At 74.6% G+C, this 13,943-nt stretch carries 12 protein-coding genes; 5 read left to right on the top strand and 7 right to left on the bottom strand.

All coding sequences use genetic code 11. From position 1 onward, the window contains the following. Nucleotides 1-65 precede the first annotated feature (65 nt). Entirely contained in the window at nt 66-530 is a 465-nt protein-coding gene (locus tag DWV08_RS14840; RefSeq protein ID WP_115414507.1) for a MarR family winged helix-turn-helix transcriptional regulator, read from the top strand. Nucleotides 531-603: 73 nt separating this feature from the next. After that, a complete protein-coding gene (locus DWV08_RS14835; protein WP_206516751.1) occupies nt 604-1,989 on the top strand; it encodes an MFS transporter in 1,386 nt (461 codons plus the stop codon). Nucleotides 1,990-2,034: 45 nt separating this feature from the next. Here DWV08_RS14835 and DWV08_RS14830 read toward each other — a convergent pair whose 3' ends face one another. The 3 genes from DWV08_RS14830 to DWV08_RS16835 form a co-directional block, all read right to left on the bottom strand. After that, nucleotides 2,035-3,822 carry an aryl-sulfate sulfotransferase gene (locus tag DWV08_RS14830; RefSeq protein WP_115414506.1) on the bottom strand — a complete coding sequence of 596 codons (1,788 nt, stop codon included), beginning with the start codon at nt 3,820-3,822 and terminating at the stop codon, nt 2,035-2,037. Between the two features lie 130 nt (nt 3,823-3,952). Beyond that, nucleotides 3,953-5,524: an aspartate-alanine antiporter-like transporter gene (locus DWV08_RS14825; RefSeq protein WP_115414505.1), complete on the bottom strand. Its 1,572-nt coding sequence runs from the start codon at nt 5,522-5,524 to the stop codon at nt 3,953-3,955. A gap of 243 nt (nt 5,525-5,767) precedes the next feature. Beyond that, nucleotides 5,768-6,460, bottom strand: a complete 693-nt coding sequence (locus DWV08_RS16835) for a hypothetical protein (RefSeq protein ID WP_162801588.1) — start codon at nt 6,458-6,460, stop codon at nt 5,768-5,770. A 73-nt stretch (nt 6,461-6,533) separates the two neighbouring features. Between DWV08_RS16835 and DWV08_RS14815 the strand changes: the two genes are divergently transcribed. Beyond that, the gene (locus DWV08_RS14815) at nt 6,534-7,793 is read left to right on the top strand and encodes an MFS transporter (RefSeq protein ID WP_115414504.1); all 1,260 of its coding nucleotides are present in this window, start codon (nt 6,534-6,536) and stop codon (nt 7,791-7,793) included. Here the strand turns inward: DWV08_RS14815 and DWV08_RS14810 are convergent. Beyond that, entirely contained in the window at nt 7,739-8,314 is a 576-nt protein-coding gene (locus tag DWV08_RS14810; RefSeq protein WP_115415055.1) for a mycothiol transferase, read from the bottom strand. The genes DWV08_RS14815 and DWV08_RS14810 overlap by 55 nt on opposite strands. A 175-nt stretch (nt 8,315-8,489) precedes the next feature. Between DWV08_RS14810 and DWV08_RS14805 the strand changes: the two genes are divergently transcribed. Together DWV08_RS14805 and DWV08_RS14800 are read left to right on the top strand one after the other, a co-directional pair. Continuing rightward, nucleotides 8,490-9,482 carry a helix-turn-helix transcriptional regulator gene (locus DWV08_RS14805; RefSeq protein ID WP_115414503.1) on the top strand — a complete coding sequence of 331 codons (993 nt, stop codon included), beginning with the start codon at nt 8,490-8,492 and terminating at the stop codon, nt 9,480-9,482. Between the two features lie 98 nt (nt 9,483-9,580). Then, a complete protein-coding gene (locus tag DWV08_RS14800) occupies nt 9,581-10,384 on the top strand; it encodes a hypothetical protein (protein ID WP_115414502.1) in 804 nt (267 codons plus the stop codon). A 17-nt stretch (nt 10,385-10,401) separates the two neighbouring features. On the opposite strand, the gene DWV08_RS14795 is transcribed toward DWV08_RS14800, so the two are convergent. The 3 genes from DWV08_RS14795 to DWV08_RS14785 form a co-directional block, all read right to left on the bottom strand. Further along, nucleotides 10,402-11,199 (bottom strand): sulfite exporter TauE/SafE family protein, encoded by a 798-nt coding sequence (locus tag DWV08_RS14795; RefSeq protein ID WP_115414501.1) that lies wholly within the window; start codon nt 11,197-11,199, stop codon nt 10,402-10,404. 134 nt (nt 11,200-11,333) lie between these two features. Continuing rightward, on the bottom strand, nt 11,334-12,785 hold the full coding sequence (locus DWV08_RS14790; protein WP_115414500.1) for a sulfatase family protein: 1,452 nt from the start codon (nt 12,783-12,785) through the stop codon (nt 11,334-11,336). Between the two features lie 46 nt (nt 12,786-12,831). Continuing rightward, complete coding sequence (locus DWV08_RS14785) at nt 12,832-13,899, bottom strand: aldo/keto reductase (protein WP_206516750.1); 1,068 nt, start codon at nt 13,897-13,899, stop codon at nt 12,832-12,834. Between the last annotated feature and the right edge of the window lie 44 nt (nt 13,900-13,943).

Genomic DNA, 13,943 nt, shown 5'->3' with positions numbered 1-13,943 from the left:
GGAGAGGCGGGGCGAGAGGTCACCCCTGTTGAAGTAGTTCGCATTCCTCACTATATTGGCGCTCCGTGACCACCGAGCCCGACCCCACCGCGCCCGCCGACGACCGACCTGCCGGCGATCTGCCGCAGACCCTGGCCCTGGTGTGCAGCCAGTTCTCGCGCCTGGCGGCACGGCGCTCCGAGGTGGGGGTAGGCAGCGTGTCCTGGCGGGTGGTCGCCACGATCGAACGGCACGGCCCGCTGCGGCTGAGCGAGATCGCCGAGCGCGAGCGCGTCTCCCGTCCCACCGCGACCGCCGTGATCAAGCGGCTCGAGGAGGAGTCCCTGGTGCGCCGGGACCCCGACCCGTCGGACTCCCGCTCGAGCCTCATCAGCACCACCTCGCAGGGTTCCGCCCGGCTGGCCGCCTGGCGCGGCCAGCTCGCCGCGGGCGTGGGCGAGCTGCTCGACCCGTTGCCCGCGGAGGATCGCGCCGCGCTCGAGCGCGCCGCCGCCGTGCTGAGCCGCCTCATCGACGACCACGGCGGGTGAGCGCGCGGCGGCCCCGCGCCGCCACGCCCGCACTCCCTCGCCCGCACGGTCGCACCCCTCGAAGGATCTCCGCATGACCTCCTCCCTCCAGCACGGCACCACGCCGCCCGCTTCCACCGCCTCCGACACCCCAGCCGCCACCGACGGCACTGCCCCCACCACGGGCGCCGGCCGCACTGGCGCCGGCCAGCCTGTGGCCGGCCCGGCCGCCGCCCCCTCGATGCGCGAGGCGTTCCGGCAGCCGACGTCCGTGTGGGCGATCGCGTTCGCCGCGACGGTCTCCTTCATGGGGATCGGCCTGGTGGACCCGATCCTGCCCGCGATCAGCGAGCAGCTGGACGCCTCCCCCTCGCAGGCGATGCTGCTGTTCACCAGCTACCTCGTCGTCACCGCGATCGCGATGTTCTTCACCAGCTGGTTCGCCTCCCGCGCCGGGGTGAAGCGCACCCTGCTGGTGGGCCTGGCGCTGGTGGTGGTGTTCGCGGCGCTGGCCGCCACGGCGGGCTCCGTGGGCGAGATCATCGGCCTGCGCGCCGGCTGGGGGCTCGGCAACGCCCTGTTCATCTCCACCGCCCTGGCCGCGATCGTGGGCGCGACCACCGGCCCGTCGGCCGGGGCGATCATCCTGTACGAGACCGCGCTGGGGATCGGGCTCGCCATCGGCCCGCTGCTGGGCGGGCTGCTGGGCAGCGTCTCCTGGCGGGCGCCGTTCGCGGGCACCGCGGTGCTGATGGGCGTGGGGTTCCTCGCGATCACTCTGCTGCTGCAGCGCGAGCAGCGGCCCGCGCGCGTCTCGCCGCTGGCCTCGCTGCGGGCGCTGGCCCATCCCGCCCTGCGCACCCTCGCGCTCACGGCGATCTTCTACAACCTCGCGTTCTTCGTGCTGCTGGCCTACTCCCCCTTCCCGCTGGAGGCCGCCGCCGCGGCGCACGGCACCGAGTTCGGGGCGCTGGGCCTGGGCGGGGTGTTCTTCGGCTGGGGCGTGGCGCTGGCGATCACCTCGGTGTTCGCCGCCCCGCAGCTCACCCGGCGGCTGGGGCTGGTGCCCACGCTGCTGGTCACGCTGGGCCTGCTCACGGTGCTGATGGTGGCGCTGGCCCTGTTCCACGGCTCCATGGCCGGCATGATCGCGCTGATCGTGGGGGGCGGTCTGCTGCTGGGCATCATGAACACGGCCCTCACCGAGACGGTGATGGAGGCGACCGACCTGCCGCGCGGGGTGGCGAGCTCCGCCTACTCCGGCGTGCGCTTCCTGGGTGGTGCGGTGGCCCCGGCCGTGGCCGGCCCGCTGGCGGCGGCGACCACGGCCGGCGCGCCGTACCTGCTGGCCGCGGCGTCGCTGGTGCTCGCGATCGCGATGCTGGCGATCGGGCGGCGGCACCTGGCCCGCGTGGGCGCGCACCACGATCTCGACCCGGCGCAGGAGGCCGAGGCGATCACCGCCGGCGACGAGGCCTGACGCGCGGGCCGCCCGGAGTCGCGGCGGTTCCTGAGGTGCGGCGGCTCAGGGGGCCGCGAACCAGAAGCCCTCGAAGGTGTGCTTGTAGACGCGGTAGCCGTGGCTGGCGGAGTCGTAGCGGTAGGAGGCCAGCACCTCGCCGTCGGCGGAGCGCTCGCTGAACTCGTTGGAGCGCCCGGAGTTGGCGACCATGTTCTGGTCGATCCCGCCGGTCCCGAGCCGGTACACGTTGGAGACCACCGAGGAGTAGGGCAGCTCGATCGCCTCGTCCTGGGAGAAGGTGCCGGCCGCCTCGTCCACCACGTAGCGCAGAGCGTGGCTCACGCCGTCGTGCTCGTCGGTGGTGGCGTTCGCGGGGCCCACGTCCTGCCACTCGGCGTCCTCGCGAGTGCTCATGCGCCAGTAGTTGTTGTTGAACATCTCCAGGTAGTACTGGCCCTCGGGCAGGGCGTCGTCGTCGAGGCGGTGCACGCTGTGCTGGCCGGCGTTGCCGAGCACCTCGCCCTCGGGGGCGAGGAAGAGCTCCTCGTAGCCGGTGCCCTCCCACAGCTCCTCCACGCCGAGCATCCAGCGCACGGAGGGCTCGCCGCCGGGCTCGAGCGCGTCGTCCAGCGCGATGATCGTGGAGGTCTCCCGGGCGGAGAGGATCATGACGCCGTCGGTGACGTCGATCGAGTTGATGTGGATCCAGTCCTTGCCCTGCACCACGGAGCCGCCGGCCGCGCCCTCCTGGGCGTGGGCGAGGCTCTCGTACTCCGGCAGCAGCTGCTGGAGGTCCACCACCTGCTCCACCGCACCGCTCGCCAGATCCACCCGCAGCACCCGGTCCTCCACCCGCTCGGAGGAGGCGTCGGAGGTGAGCAGGTACACCAGGTCGCCCACCACCGCGAGGTCGTGGTGGACGCTGTGCTCGCCGAGGTCGATGAGGGTGGTGGCGTGCCCGAGGGGATCCAGCACGCCCAGCTGCCGCGACCCGGTGGTGGTGACGATGCGGCCGTCCTCCGGGATGAACTGGTGGGCGGCGGTGTCCACGGCGGGCACCTCGGCGCGCATGATGCCGGTGCTGTCCATCAGGTAGGTGTTGTTGCCCAGGCCCGTGACGCCGTTCATCGCGAACAGGCCCGGGGTGAGCGCCTCGGCGTCGTGGATCTCGGCGGCCAGGGCGGTGCCGTAGCCGGAGGCGGTGGTGGGCGCCTTCACCCGCACCTCGCCCGCGCTCCCCTGCCCGCCCTCGGGCCGCCAGGTGAGCATCATCGTGGTGTGCGCGCCGGGGATCAGGCCGATCACCAGGCCCTCGAAGCCGCCAGCGGTGGCATGGTTGGCGGCGGTGTGGGCGTAGTCCTGGGTGGAGGCGGCCCGGGCCAGCACGTCGAGGGCACCGGCGGCCTCGTCCTCGAAGTACACGTACAGGCCGGTGAGGGTGGTGCCGTAGGGGTCGATCACCAGCAGCGGGTCCTGGGCGGTCCACTGCTTCTCCGCCTTCTTCGCCTCGAGCGCCTCGTGGCGGGCCTGCTGGGTGGTGGCCTCGTACAGCGCGGGCGCCTCCTCGTCCTCGCCGAGGTCGTAGCCCACCGCCCACACGGTCCAGTCCCCGCGGGCCCGCGCCTCCTCGCGGTAGACGACGGAAAGGGCGGCGACCTGCTCCTCGTCGGGCTCCTGCGGGCCGGGCTCCGGAGCGTCCTCGGTGCAGGCGCCGAGGCCCAGCAGGGCCAGGGAGGCGCCCGCGGCGCCGGCCATCACGGTGCGCCGGCGCACGGGGCCGCCGGGCGACGGCACGGGGGCGGAGGGGCCGACGGACGGGTCCGGCGACGGGGCGGGCGAGGCGTTCGACATGGGCACACTGTAGGGGTGCGGGCCCGCGGCACGCCCGAGGCCCTGCCCGGACGTCCCGCGCCGCGGTGTTCTCAGTGCTGGGCGCGTCGTCGCGCAACGGGGCCGGCGGGGCGCCGTGCCCGCCGTGCGCTCACAGGTGCCACACCACCGGCACCAGCACGATCTTCACCACGATCGAGAAGGCGAACAGGGTCGCGTAGGCCGCCTCGATGCGCTCGTCGGCCCGTCGGGCGCCGGCCGCCTCGAGCACCGCGGGCTGGCCCAGGAAACCGGCGACCGCGCCGGCGGCCCGCGGGGCGGAGAGGTCCAGCACCCAGCGGGCGGCGATCAGCATCGCCGCGCAGCTCAGCGCCGCCACCGCGGCGGAGAGCACCGCGGCCCGCCAGGCGGTGGGCGAGGCGAGCACGGTGGCGACCTGGGGGCCGGCGGTGAGGCCCAGCCCGGCCAGGAACAGCAGCAGCCCCAGCTGGCGCAGGGTGAGGTTCGCGCTGCCGGGCAGCGCCCACACCACCGGACCGGTGCGGCGCAGCGCCCCCAGCATCATCCCCACCAGCAGCGGCCCGGCCGCCGGGCCCAGCGAGAAGGTGCCGCCGCCGGGCACCGGCACCTCCACCAGGCCCAGCGCCACGCCCAGCACCAGGCCGAGTCCCAGGGAGAGGGCGTCCAGCTCGCCGGCCTTGCGGTCGGAGTCGCCGAGGAAGGCGTGCACGTCGTCGAGGCGGCGCCGCTCCACCACCACCGCGATCCGGTCCCCGGGCTCCAGCACGAGGTCGTCGCGGGCCAGCAGTTCGAGGTCGCCGCGCCGCACCCGGGTCGCCACCGCGCCGAAGCGCACCGAGAGGTTGAGATCCGCGAGGGAGCGGGAGGCGAGATCCGGGTTGGAGACGGTGAGGCGGGTGAACTCCACCAGCGAGCGGTCGTGGGCGACGTGCCGGTCGCTGCGCTCGCCGAGCTCCTCGGTGACCGCGTCGACGGCGTCCGGCATCCCCACGGCGACCACCTCGTCCCCGGCGAGCAGGTCCTCGCCGGGCACGATCACCCGCACGCGCCCGTCGCGGCGCAGGTAGGAGAAGCGCACCTCCTGGTCGCTCCACTGCGGCACGTCCCGCAGGTTCACCGCGCGGTGCACCGCCACGGTGGCGGAGGCGAGGCGGGTGCCGGCCAGGGCCGGGGTGTCGCGGCGGCCGGGCCAGGCACGGTTGACCACGGTGGAGACCACCACGATCCCGATGATCACGCCGATCGGGTAGCCGAAGGCGTAGCCCACCGAGGGCGCGGAGGTGCCGGTGAGCCGGTGCGCGGCGTCCAGGGCGGGGGCGGCGGTGAGCGCGCCCGTGAACAGGCCCAGCGACAGGTCGCGGCTCAGCCCCAGCACCCCTCCGAGCACCAGGGTGAGGGCCGCGCCCAGCACGGCGGCGGCGGTGGCGGCGCCCAGCAGCGGCAGCTGCCGGTTCAGGGTGGAGAAGAACGCGGCCCCGGCGGAGATCCCCACGGTGTAGACGAATAGGGCCAGGCCCAGGGTCTGCACGATGTCCATGCTGGCGCCCAGGTGCGGGGCGGCGGCGGAGAGGGCGAGGCCGGTGAACAGCGCCCCGGCGGCGCCGAAGCGTACGCGACCGAAGGGGATCGCGCCGAGCACCGCTCCGGTGGCGACCACCAGGAACAGCGTGAGCAGGGGGCTCCCCTCGAGCAGGGCGATCACGGCGGGCCTTTCCAGGGCCCGGGCTCGGTCGCCACAGGGTGCGCGGCGAGCGCGGGCACCACGGTGTGGGGTCGGAGGACCTCCACGATAGTCCGTCGCGACGCGCGCCGGGTGGGCGGGCCGACGAGGTCACAGCCCCGCGGCCGACGGACCGGCCCGCCGGTCGTGGGCTCGTCGGTCGTGGGCTCGTCGGAAGTGGGCCCGTCGGCCCGGGCGGGGCCGCGGCGCGCCCCGCCGGGTCCCTCAGGCCGCCCCGGTGCCGTTGCGGGCGTCGACGGTGGGGCGGCGCCGACCGCGCACCGCGTCGAGCACCCCGCTGACCACGCTGCCGATCACGAGCGCGCTCAGCGTGAGGATCAGGACGGTGGACAGCGGGATCTCCAGGCCCAGCAGCCCGAGGGCGACCAGCAGGGCGGCGATCGCGCCGGCGGCGGCCACCCCGATCTGCAGGGCGCGCACGCGCCCGGCCGCGGCGACCAGGAAGCCCACGATCGCCACCAGGGCCACGGCCTCGATCACCACTGCGGCGGCGACCACCAGCACCGAGGTGCTGAGGCCGAAGAACGCCGGCAGCGCCTCCCCCGGGGCGCCCATGCCGATCAGCAGGCAGGCGGCGACCCCCACCACGGCGGAGAGCGTGGTGCCGTCCTCCAGCACGATCACCAGCACACCGGCCGCGATCGCGCACAGCAGTCCCAGCAGCATCAGCGCCACGGCGCTCCGCAGCGGGGCGCTCTCGGCCCCGCTCACCGCGCCGAACACGGCGAGCCCCACGCCCAGCAGCAGGCCCAGCCCCAGGGCGAGGCCGGCGCGGTTCCACGTGCGGCGCGGGCCGGTGATCACGGAGGCGGCGAGGGCGAAGGCGAGCGGGATCGCCACCATCACGGCGATCAGTGCGCTGGCGAGGAGCTCGGCGGGAACCAGATCGAAGGACATGCCCCATGGTCTCCCGCCGAGCGGCCCGGCGGTGAGAAGTTCACCGAATCGGGATACCGTTCCCAGGGTGACGATGCACAGCGAGGAGCCCGAGCCCCACGACGCCCCCGCATCGCACGGCGTGCCCCGTCGCGTGCTGCTGTGGCTCGCGGTCGCGACGTTCACCACCGGCATCGACGGCTACGTGCTGGCCGGCCTGCTGCCGGACATCGCCGCGGATCTCCAGGTGGGCGCGGCCGCCGCCGGGCAGCTGGTGGCCGTCTTCGCCCTCACCTCCGCCCTCGCGGGGCCCGTGCTGGGCGCGCTGACCAGCGGCTGGGAGCAGCGCGGCACGATCATGGCGGCGCTGAGCACCTTCGTGCTCGGCAACCTCGTCAACGCGCTGGCCCCGACGTACGCGGTCGCCCTGGGAGGGCGGGTGGTCGCCGCGCTCGGTGGCTGCCTGCTCGCCGCCGCCGTGACCGGGTACGTGGTGCACCTGGTCCCGGAGCGCCATCGCGGCCGGGCGCTGTCCTTCGTGCTGGGCGGATGGATGACCGCCACGGCGCTCGGCGTGCCGGTGGGCCTGATCCTGGGGCAGACCAGCTGGCGCCTCCCCCTGCTGATGGTCTCCGCCGTGGGGCTCACGGCCCTGGTGGGGATCGCGCTGCGGCTGCCCCGGCTGCGCCATCCCGCCACGACGCTCGGCCGGCGGCTGCGTCCGCTCGCGCGGCCCCGCCTGGTGGGAGGGCTGCTGGTCTCCACCGGGGTGCTGTGCGCGAGCTACGCCTGCTTCACCTACGCGGTGCTGATCCTGGAGCCCTCGCACCCGGCACGCTGGGCGATCATCGCCCTCATGTGCGCCTACGGCCTGGCCAGCATGCTCGGCAACGGGGTGACCGGGCGCCTGGTGGATCGCTTCTCCCCGGTGCGGGTGCTCTCCGTGATCCTCGTCCTGCTGCTGGTCAACGCTCTGTTCGGCGCGATCGTCCTCACCGTCGCCGCACCGGCGGTGCTGGTCGTGACGAGCGTGGTGTGGTTCCTGGTGGCGGGCGTGGGCAACGGGGGCCACGCCGTCCCGCAGCAGGCACGGCTGGCGGCGATGGCCCCGGCGTCCGCGCCGGTGGTGATGGCGCTGAACGCGAGCGCGGTCTCGCTCGGCAGCGCCCTCGGCGGCGGGCTGGGCGGGCTCGCGCTGGCCGCCGGATCGAGCCCCGCGCACCTCCCCCTGGTGGCCGCGGCGGTGCTGGTGGTGACGATCCCGCTGCATCTGCTGGTGGCGGGCCGCCGCCCGGCCGCTCACCACCCGGCGGGCGGCCAGGGCTCCCCGTCGGCCAGGGCGTTGAGCTCGTAGGCGCCCTTGCCGTCCAGGCTCTCACGGAGGATGTCCGCGTGACCGGCGTGACGGGCGTTCTCCTCGATCTGGTGCAGGGCGAACCAGCGCATGCTCCACCGGGTGCGGCCGGCGAACCAGGGGCCGTCGGGCACGGGCCCCTCGACGTCGAGGTCGGCGGCGCGGATCGCGGCGGCGAGCTCCCGGCCCACCTCCCGCAGCTGCGCGGCGAGGGACTCGGCGGTGTCCTCCTCGCGCAGGGCCTCGGGCGCGATCGTGCCCTCGGCGCGGAACCGCTCCGGGGTGCCCTCGGGCCTCGGCGGGGCCTCCGGTGCGGCGGCGAGGGCCTGCACCGCCCCGCTGGCGATGAACAGCACGTGCCGGGCGAGCGCGCCGAGGCTCATCGTCGAGGCGCTGGGGCGGCTCGCGATCTGCTCGCGGTCGAGGTCGTGGAGGGTGGTGGCGATCTGATCGATCTGCTGTTGGGCGAAGGTGGCGAGGCTGTCGCGCTCGTCGGTGGTCTCGGCGGTCAGGAACGGCATGAGGTGCTCCTCGAAGGGGTGGTGGTCGTGGTGGTCGTGGTGGGTCCTGCGGCGGGCCGGCCCGTGGCGGACCTCCCGCGCCGGTCGGCCGATGCCCACCCTCGACCCCTCGGCGGACAGCTTCTGTCCGCGAAGACGGGCAGACTGGAGGCCGACGGAGACGAGAGGCGGGGCGATGAGCGATGTGACGGCACGGGCGCTGCGACTGCTGGCGCTGCTGCAGTCGCGGTCGGTGTGGACCGGGCCGGAGCTGGCCGCGGAGATGGGCGTGACCACGCGGACGGTGCGGCGGGACGTGGACCGGCTGCGGCGGATGGGCTATCCGGTACTCACCTCGGCCGGGCACGGCGGCGGCTACCAGCTGGGCGCGGGACGCGCGCTGCCGCCGCTGCTGCTGAGCGCCTCCGAGGCGGTCACGGTCGCGGTGGGACTGCGATTGGCGGCCGCGTCCGGGGTGGACGGTCTGGACGAGGAGGCGCTGCGGGCGCTGGCGGCGCTGGAGCGGATCCTGCCCGCGCCGGTGCGGGCGGAGGCCGGCGCGGTCACGGAGGCGCTCGGCGTGATCGCGCGGCCCGGGGCCGGCACCAGTGCCGCGGTGCTCACCGCCCTGGCCACCGCCGTGCGGGACCGGGTGCGGGTGCGGGTGGACTACGTGCGGGCCGACGGCGAGCGCGCCGAGCGCCGGCTCGAGCCCTACCGGGTGCTGTCGGTGGAGGGGCGCTGGTACCTGTTCGCCTGGGACCTGGACCGCGAGGACTGGCGCACCTTCCGCCTGGACCGCATGGGCACGGTCCAGGTCTCGACCTTCACGATCTCCGAGCGGACCGCCCCGGACATCGAGCAGGCGGTGCACGAGTCGATCACCGTGGGCGGCTACGCCGCCGCGGCGACCGTGCGGATCCTCGCCCCGGCGGAGGAGATCGCCCCGCGGATCCCGGCCCGGGCCGGAACCGTCACCGCCGACGGTCCGGGCGCCTGCCTCCTGCGCGCCGGCGCGGATGATCTGCACTGGATCGCGATGCACCTGGCGTGGATCGGCGCGCCGATCGAGGTGATCGACCCGCCGGAGCTGCTCGAGGTGATCACGCGGCTGGGCGCCTGGGCGGGCGGGGTCCGGGCGGCGCCGGGGAACGGACCGGCCGACGGGGCGGCGACAGCCCCCTCCTGACCGTTCCCCCGCCGCGGCGGAGGGCCTATCCTCGAAGGCAGTCCCCTGGGGAGGGCGGAACGGGCCGCCGTCCCCGTGCCCGAACGGACGTCCGCCCCATGGCTGCTCACCGTCGATCGACCTCCCTGTTCCGCACCGTCTACGCCGCCCTCCTGCTCGCACTCGCGCTCGGCGCGTGCCATGCCGGCGACGGTCCCGCGGAGGAGACGCCGTCCGCGGCCCCGCCCGCTCCGGAGCGCACCGGCGTCCCGACCCCGCAGCAGCTGCCCACCGCCGACGCCCCGTCCGAGGAACCGTCCGGCACCGGCACTCCCGGGGAGGCCGGAACGCGCCGGGCGCCGGTGACCGCCACCGAGATCACCGGCATCTGGCCGGACGGGACGTGGGCCCTGCACGAGGAGCTCGAGGGGGACGCGTGCGGGGACTCGCCGCCGGTGATCTCCCGCTGGGCGCTCGGGCAGGACTACTTCACCTGCGGCGCACCGGAGGATCGGCTGCTGGCCTGCAAGCAGGAGAGCGACGACCGGGCGCTCTGCGTGCGCGACCCCATGGAGAAGACGGCCGTGCGCATCCGCTCCCCGGGGATCGAGGGGTTCACCGCGCCCGCGCCGGAGGATCCCCTGCCGCTGATGGTGATCCTCGCCGACGGCACCACCTGCGCCCCGGTGCCGCGTGACGATCTCGAGCACCATGCCGGCCGCCAGAGCTGGATGCACTGCGGCGAGGGAGCGGCGCTGCTGCTGGACCTCACCACCGCCAGCCGGTACTTCGAGGTCGAGGGGGCGGTGTGGACGGTGGATCTCGGCGTGGGCCGGTCCGAGCCGGTCGAGGTCGAGGTGCGCGAGGTGCTCTACGCGGGCACCCCGGAGGACGTGGCGGCGCAGGGCTTCACCGCGGGGTGAGCTCCACCGCCCCGCGGTCAGATCACCAGCAGGCCGATCGCGGCGGCGACGGTGAGCCCCAGGATGAGGTTCTCGAACACCTTCTGCGGGATGCGCCGGGCCACCCGGGCACCCAGCACGGCGCCCAGCAGCACCACCGGGATCAGCAGCGCGTCCATCAGCAGGGTGCCGCGGGAGAGGAGGCCCAGCCCGGCGGAGAACGGCACCTTGAACAGGTTCACGATCGCGAAGTACCAGGCGGAGGTGCCCAGGAAGGTGAGCACCGGCATCCGCATGGCGTAGAAGTACATCGACATCACGGGCCCGGCGGCATTGGCGACCATGGTGGTGAACCCGCCCAGCAGCCCGAAGCCCACGCCCTGCGCGGTCGCGGCGGCGCCGGGTCGGGAGCCCTTGACGGGCGGGGCGGCCGACGGGTCCCGGCGTGCGGCGGCGCCGCGGCGCCACACGGTCACCGCGACGAGGACCAGCAGGATCACGCCGATGGTGAGGCGCACCCCGGCGCCGTCCACGTGCGCGAAGTAGAACGCGCCGAGCACCACGCCGATCATGGCGCTGGGCAGCAGGCGCAGCAGGGTGCGCCAGTCCGGCTCCCGCCGGTACACCCACAGCGCGGTCATGTCCCCCACGATGAGCAGGAGCAGCAGCGCGGCGGTGGACTCCTTCGCGGGCATGGCCAGGGCGAACAGGCCCACCGCGATGGTGCCGGCACCCGGCAGGGCGGTCTTGGAGAAGCCGACCACCAGCGCGCCGGCGATCACCAGCAGCCAGGAGCCGACGCTCAGGGCGGGGAGCAGCGCGAGGAGTTCGGACACGGTCAGCGAACCTACCAGCGGCAGGCGATGCCGCGCCGCCCCGTCCCAGCGCGGCCCGGCCCCGCACCCGTCGGCTCACGCGCCCGTGAGCCGCGCGCCTGTCGGCCCGGCGCCCAGCGCGGCCGCCGCCGGGCTCACACGTGCGGCCACTCCAGGCGCGGGGTGTCCGGGCCCTCGTAGGGGGCGTCTCCGTACTCCTCCTGCAGCTGCGCGGTGAGGGCCTGCATCTGCGCGAGCACCTCGGCGTACGCCGGGTCGTGGGCCACGTTGGTCATCTCGCGGGGGTCGGCCGCGAGGTCGTACAGCTCGTCCTCCACGGGCATCACCCTGTCGGAGGAGCCGGGCGAGCCCAGGCCGTCGTTGTAGTAGCGGATGTACTTGTGGGCGGGGGTGCGCACGCCGTAGTGGGCCGGGGCGTGGTGCTCGGGGTCGTCGTGCTCCCAGTAGCGGTAGTAGACGGCCTGGCGCCAGTCCTCCACCTGCTCGCCGCGCAGCTGGGGAAGGAAGCTGCGGCCCTGCTGGTCCGGGAGATCCGCAGGCTCCTGCCCGGCGGCCTCCAGCAGGGTCGCGGCGACATCCACGTTCGAGACGATGTCCGCCACGCGGGTGCCGGCCGGGATCTGCGCCGGCCAGCGCGCCAGCATCGGCATGGTCAGCGACTCGTCGAGCATCAGGCGCTTGTCGAACCAGCCGTGATCGCCCAGGAAGAACCCCTGGTCGGAGGTGTAGATGACGAGGGTGTTCTGATCCAGCCCCGTCGCCTCCAGGTGCTCGAGGATCTCGCCCACGGAGTCGTCCACCGCCTGCACGCAGTGCAGGTAGTCGCGCATGTAGCGCTGGTACTTCCAGGAGGTCCGGGCCCGGCGCGCGGTCTCGTCCTCCCCCTCCAGCTCGGCGGGCAGCTCGTCCTTGTAGTCCGAGGGGCGCAGGTCGTCCAGCTGCATCGCGACCTCGCGCACCACCTGGGCACGGGTCTCGTGCTCGTCCCACATCGTCTCGGGCTCGGGGATGGTGCCGACCTGGTGGAGGTCCTGGTAGCGGGGGTGCGGGATCCAGGGGCGGTGCGGGGCCTTGTGGTGCACCAGCAGGCAGAACGGCTCGTCGGCATCGAGGCTCTCGAGGAAGTCGAGGCTCTGCCGGGTGACGATGTCCGTCGCGTAGCCCTCGATCCGCTCCTCGCCGTCCGGGCCCTGCATCACCGGGTCCACGTACTCGCCCTGGTCGGGGAAGATGCGCCAGTCGTCGAAGCCGCGCGGCCGGGACCGCTCCGAGCGGCCCAGGTGCCACTTCCCGTACAGCGCCGTGCGGTACCCGCGCCCCTGCAGCACCTCGGGGAAGGTGGGCACCCGGTAGTCGAACTCGGAGTAGATCGAGCAGGCGCGGTTCAGGTGGCTGTAGGTGCCGGTGAGGATCGAGGCGCGCGAGGGGGTGCAGATCGAGTTGGTGCAGTACGCCGCCTCCATCAGCGCGCCCTCGGCGGCCAGGCGGTCCATGTGCGGGGTGGTGTTCACCCGGCTGCCGTAGGCGGAGATCGAGTGGGCGGCGTGGTCGTCGCTCATGATGAACACGATGTTGGGACGGGTCATGCGAGGCTCCTGGGGTGGGTGGAGAGCGAGCGGCCGACGGGGTGGCTCACCAGCGCGGGTGGATCGACTCCCGCAGCAGGGCGTCGTAGGTCTCCTGCACGGCCTCGTCGAAGCGGTCCAGCACGGCCTGCTGCGCCGGGGTGGCCGCGGTGCCGGCGGCGGCGTTGGCGCGGGCCTGGGCGGCGCTGCTGGCCCCGGGGATCGCGGCGGTCACGCCGGGACGGCCCAGGATCCAGCGCAGGCTCGCCTCGGGCAGCGGCATCTGCCCCGCCAGCGCCTCCTCGAGGCGGGCCACGGCCTCCAGCCCGGCCTCGAAGTCCACGCCGGAGAACGTCTCGCCCTGGTCGAAGGCCTCGCCGTGGCGGTTGAAACGGCGGTGGTCGTCCTCCGCGAAGCGGGTCTCCGCGGAGAACTTCCCGGTGAGCAGGCCGGAGGCGAGGGGCACGCGGGCGATCACCGCCACCCCCTTCTCCTGGGCGAGCGGCAGCACCTCGTCCAGGGGCTTGAGCCGGAAGGGGTTGAGGATGATCTGGATCGAGGCGAGGTGTTCGCGCTCCAGGCTGAGCAGCGCCTCCTCGCAGGTCTCCACGCTCACGCCCCAGGCGGCGATCCGCCGCTCGGCCACCAGGGTGTCCAGCACGTCGAACGTGGCCTGGTCGCGGTAGATCTCCGGCGGCGGGCAGTGCAGCTGCACCAGGTCGAGGGTGTCCATGCCGAGGTTCTGCCGGGACCGCTCCACCCAGGCCCGCAGGTTCTCCTCGGTGAAGGACTCCGGGGCGAAGGGCTCCGCGCGGCGGGAGGCCTTGGTGGCCACGAACGGCAGCTCCCCGGGCTCGCCGCCGCCGGCGCCGTCCGCCCCGCCGTCGGTGCCGTCCGCTCCCCCGTCGGCGTCGGCGGCCGCCCTCGCGCGCATCGCGCCCACCAGGCGTTCGCTGCGGCCGTCGCCGTAGACGTCGGCGGTGTCGAAGAAGGTCACGCCCGCGCGCCGCGCGGCCGCGAGCACCTCGTGCGCGGCGGCGTCGGAGACCTCGCCCCAGTCGGCGCCGATCTGCCAGCAGCCCTGGCCGATCACGGACAGCGCCCGGCCCAGCCGTGCGGGAGTGCGGTACTGCATGGACATCATCGACCTCGCCATCGCTCGGGCGCACCGCCGGCCGC

Source organism: Brachybacterium saurashtrense, from assembly GCF_003355475.1.
Lineage (GTDB): Bacteria > Actinomycetota > Actinomycetes > Actinomycetales > Dermabacteraceae > Brachybacterium > Brachybacterium saurashtrense.
The sequence above is the reverse complement of the archived record's forward strand: the minus strand, read 5'-3'. Positions and strand labels throughout refer to the sequence as shown.

Excerpts from the sequence above, each read along its gene's own strand:
- DWV08_RS14835 (WP_206516751.1), top strand. The coding sequence starts at position 604 with ATGACCTCCTCCCTCCAGCACGGCACCACGCCGCCCGCTTCCACCGCC.
- DWV08_RS14790 (WP_115414500.1), bottom strand. The coding sequence starts at position 12,785 with ATGACCCGTCCCAACATCGTGTTCATCATGAGCGACGACCACGCCGCC.
- DWV08_RS14785 (WP_206516750.1), bottom strand. The coding sequence starts at position 13,899 with ATGCAGTACCGCACTCCCGCACGGCTGGGCCGGGCGCTGTCCGTGATC.
- DWV08_RS14805 (WP_115414503.1), top strand. The coding sequence starts at position 8,490 with ATGAGCGATGTGACGGCACGGGCGCTGCGACTGCTGGCGCTGCTGCAG.
- DWV08_RS14830 (WP_115414506.1), bottom strand. The coding sequence starts at position 3,822 with ATGTCGAACGCCTCGCCCGCCCCGTCGCCGGACCCGTCCGTCGGCCCC.
- DWV08_RS14810 (WP_115415055.1), bottom strand. The coding sequence starts at position 8,314 with ATGCCGTTCCTGACCGCCGAGACCACCGACGAGCGCGACAGCCTCGCC.
- DWV08_RS14815 (WP_115414504.1), top strand. The coding sequence starts at position 6,534 with ATGCACAGCGAGGAGCCCGAGCCCCACGACGCCCCCGCATCGCACGGC.
- DWV08_RS14800 (WP_115414502.1), top strand. The coding sequence starts at position 9,581 with ATGGCTGCTCACCGTCGATCGACCTCCCTGTTCCGCACCGTCTACGCC.
- DWV08_RS16835 (WP_162801588.1), bottom strand. The coding sequence starts at position 6,460 with ATGTCCTTCGATCTGGTTCCCGCCGAGCTCCTCGCCAGCGCACTGATC.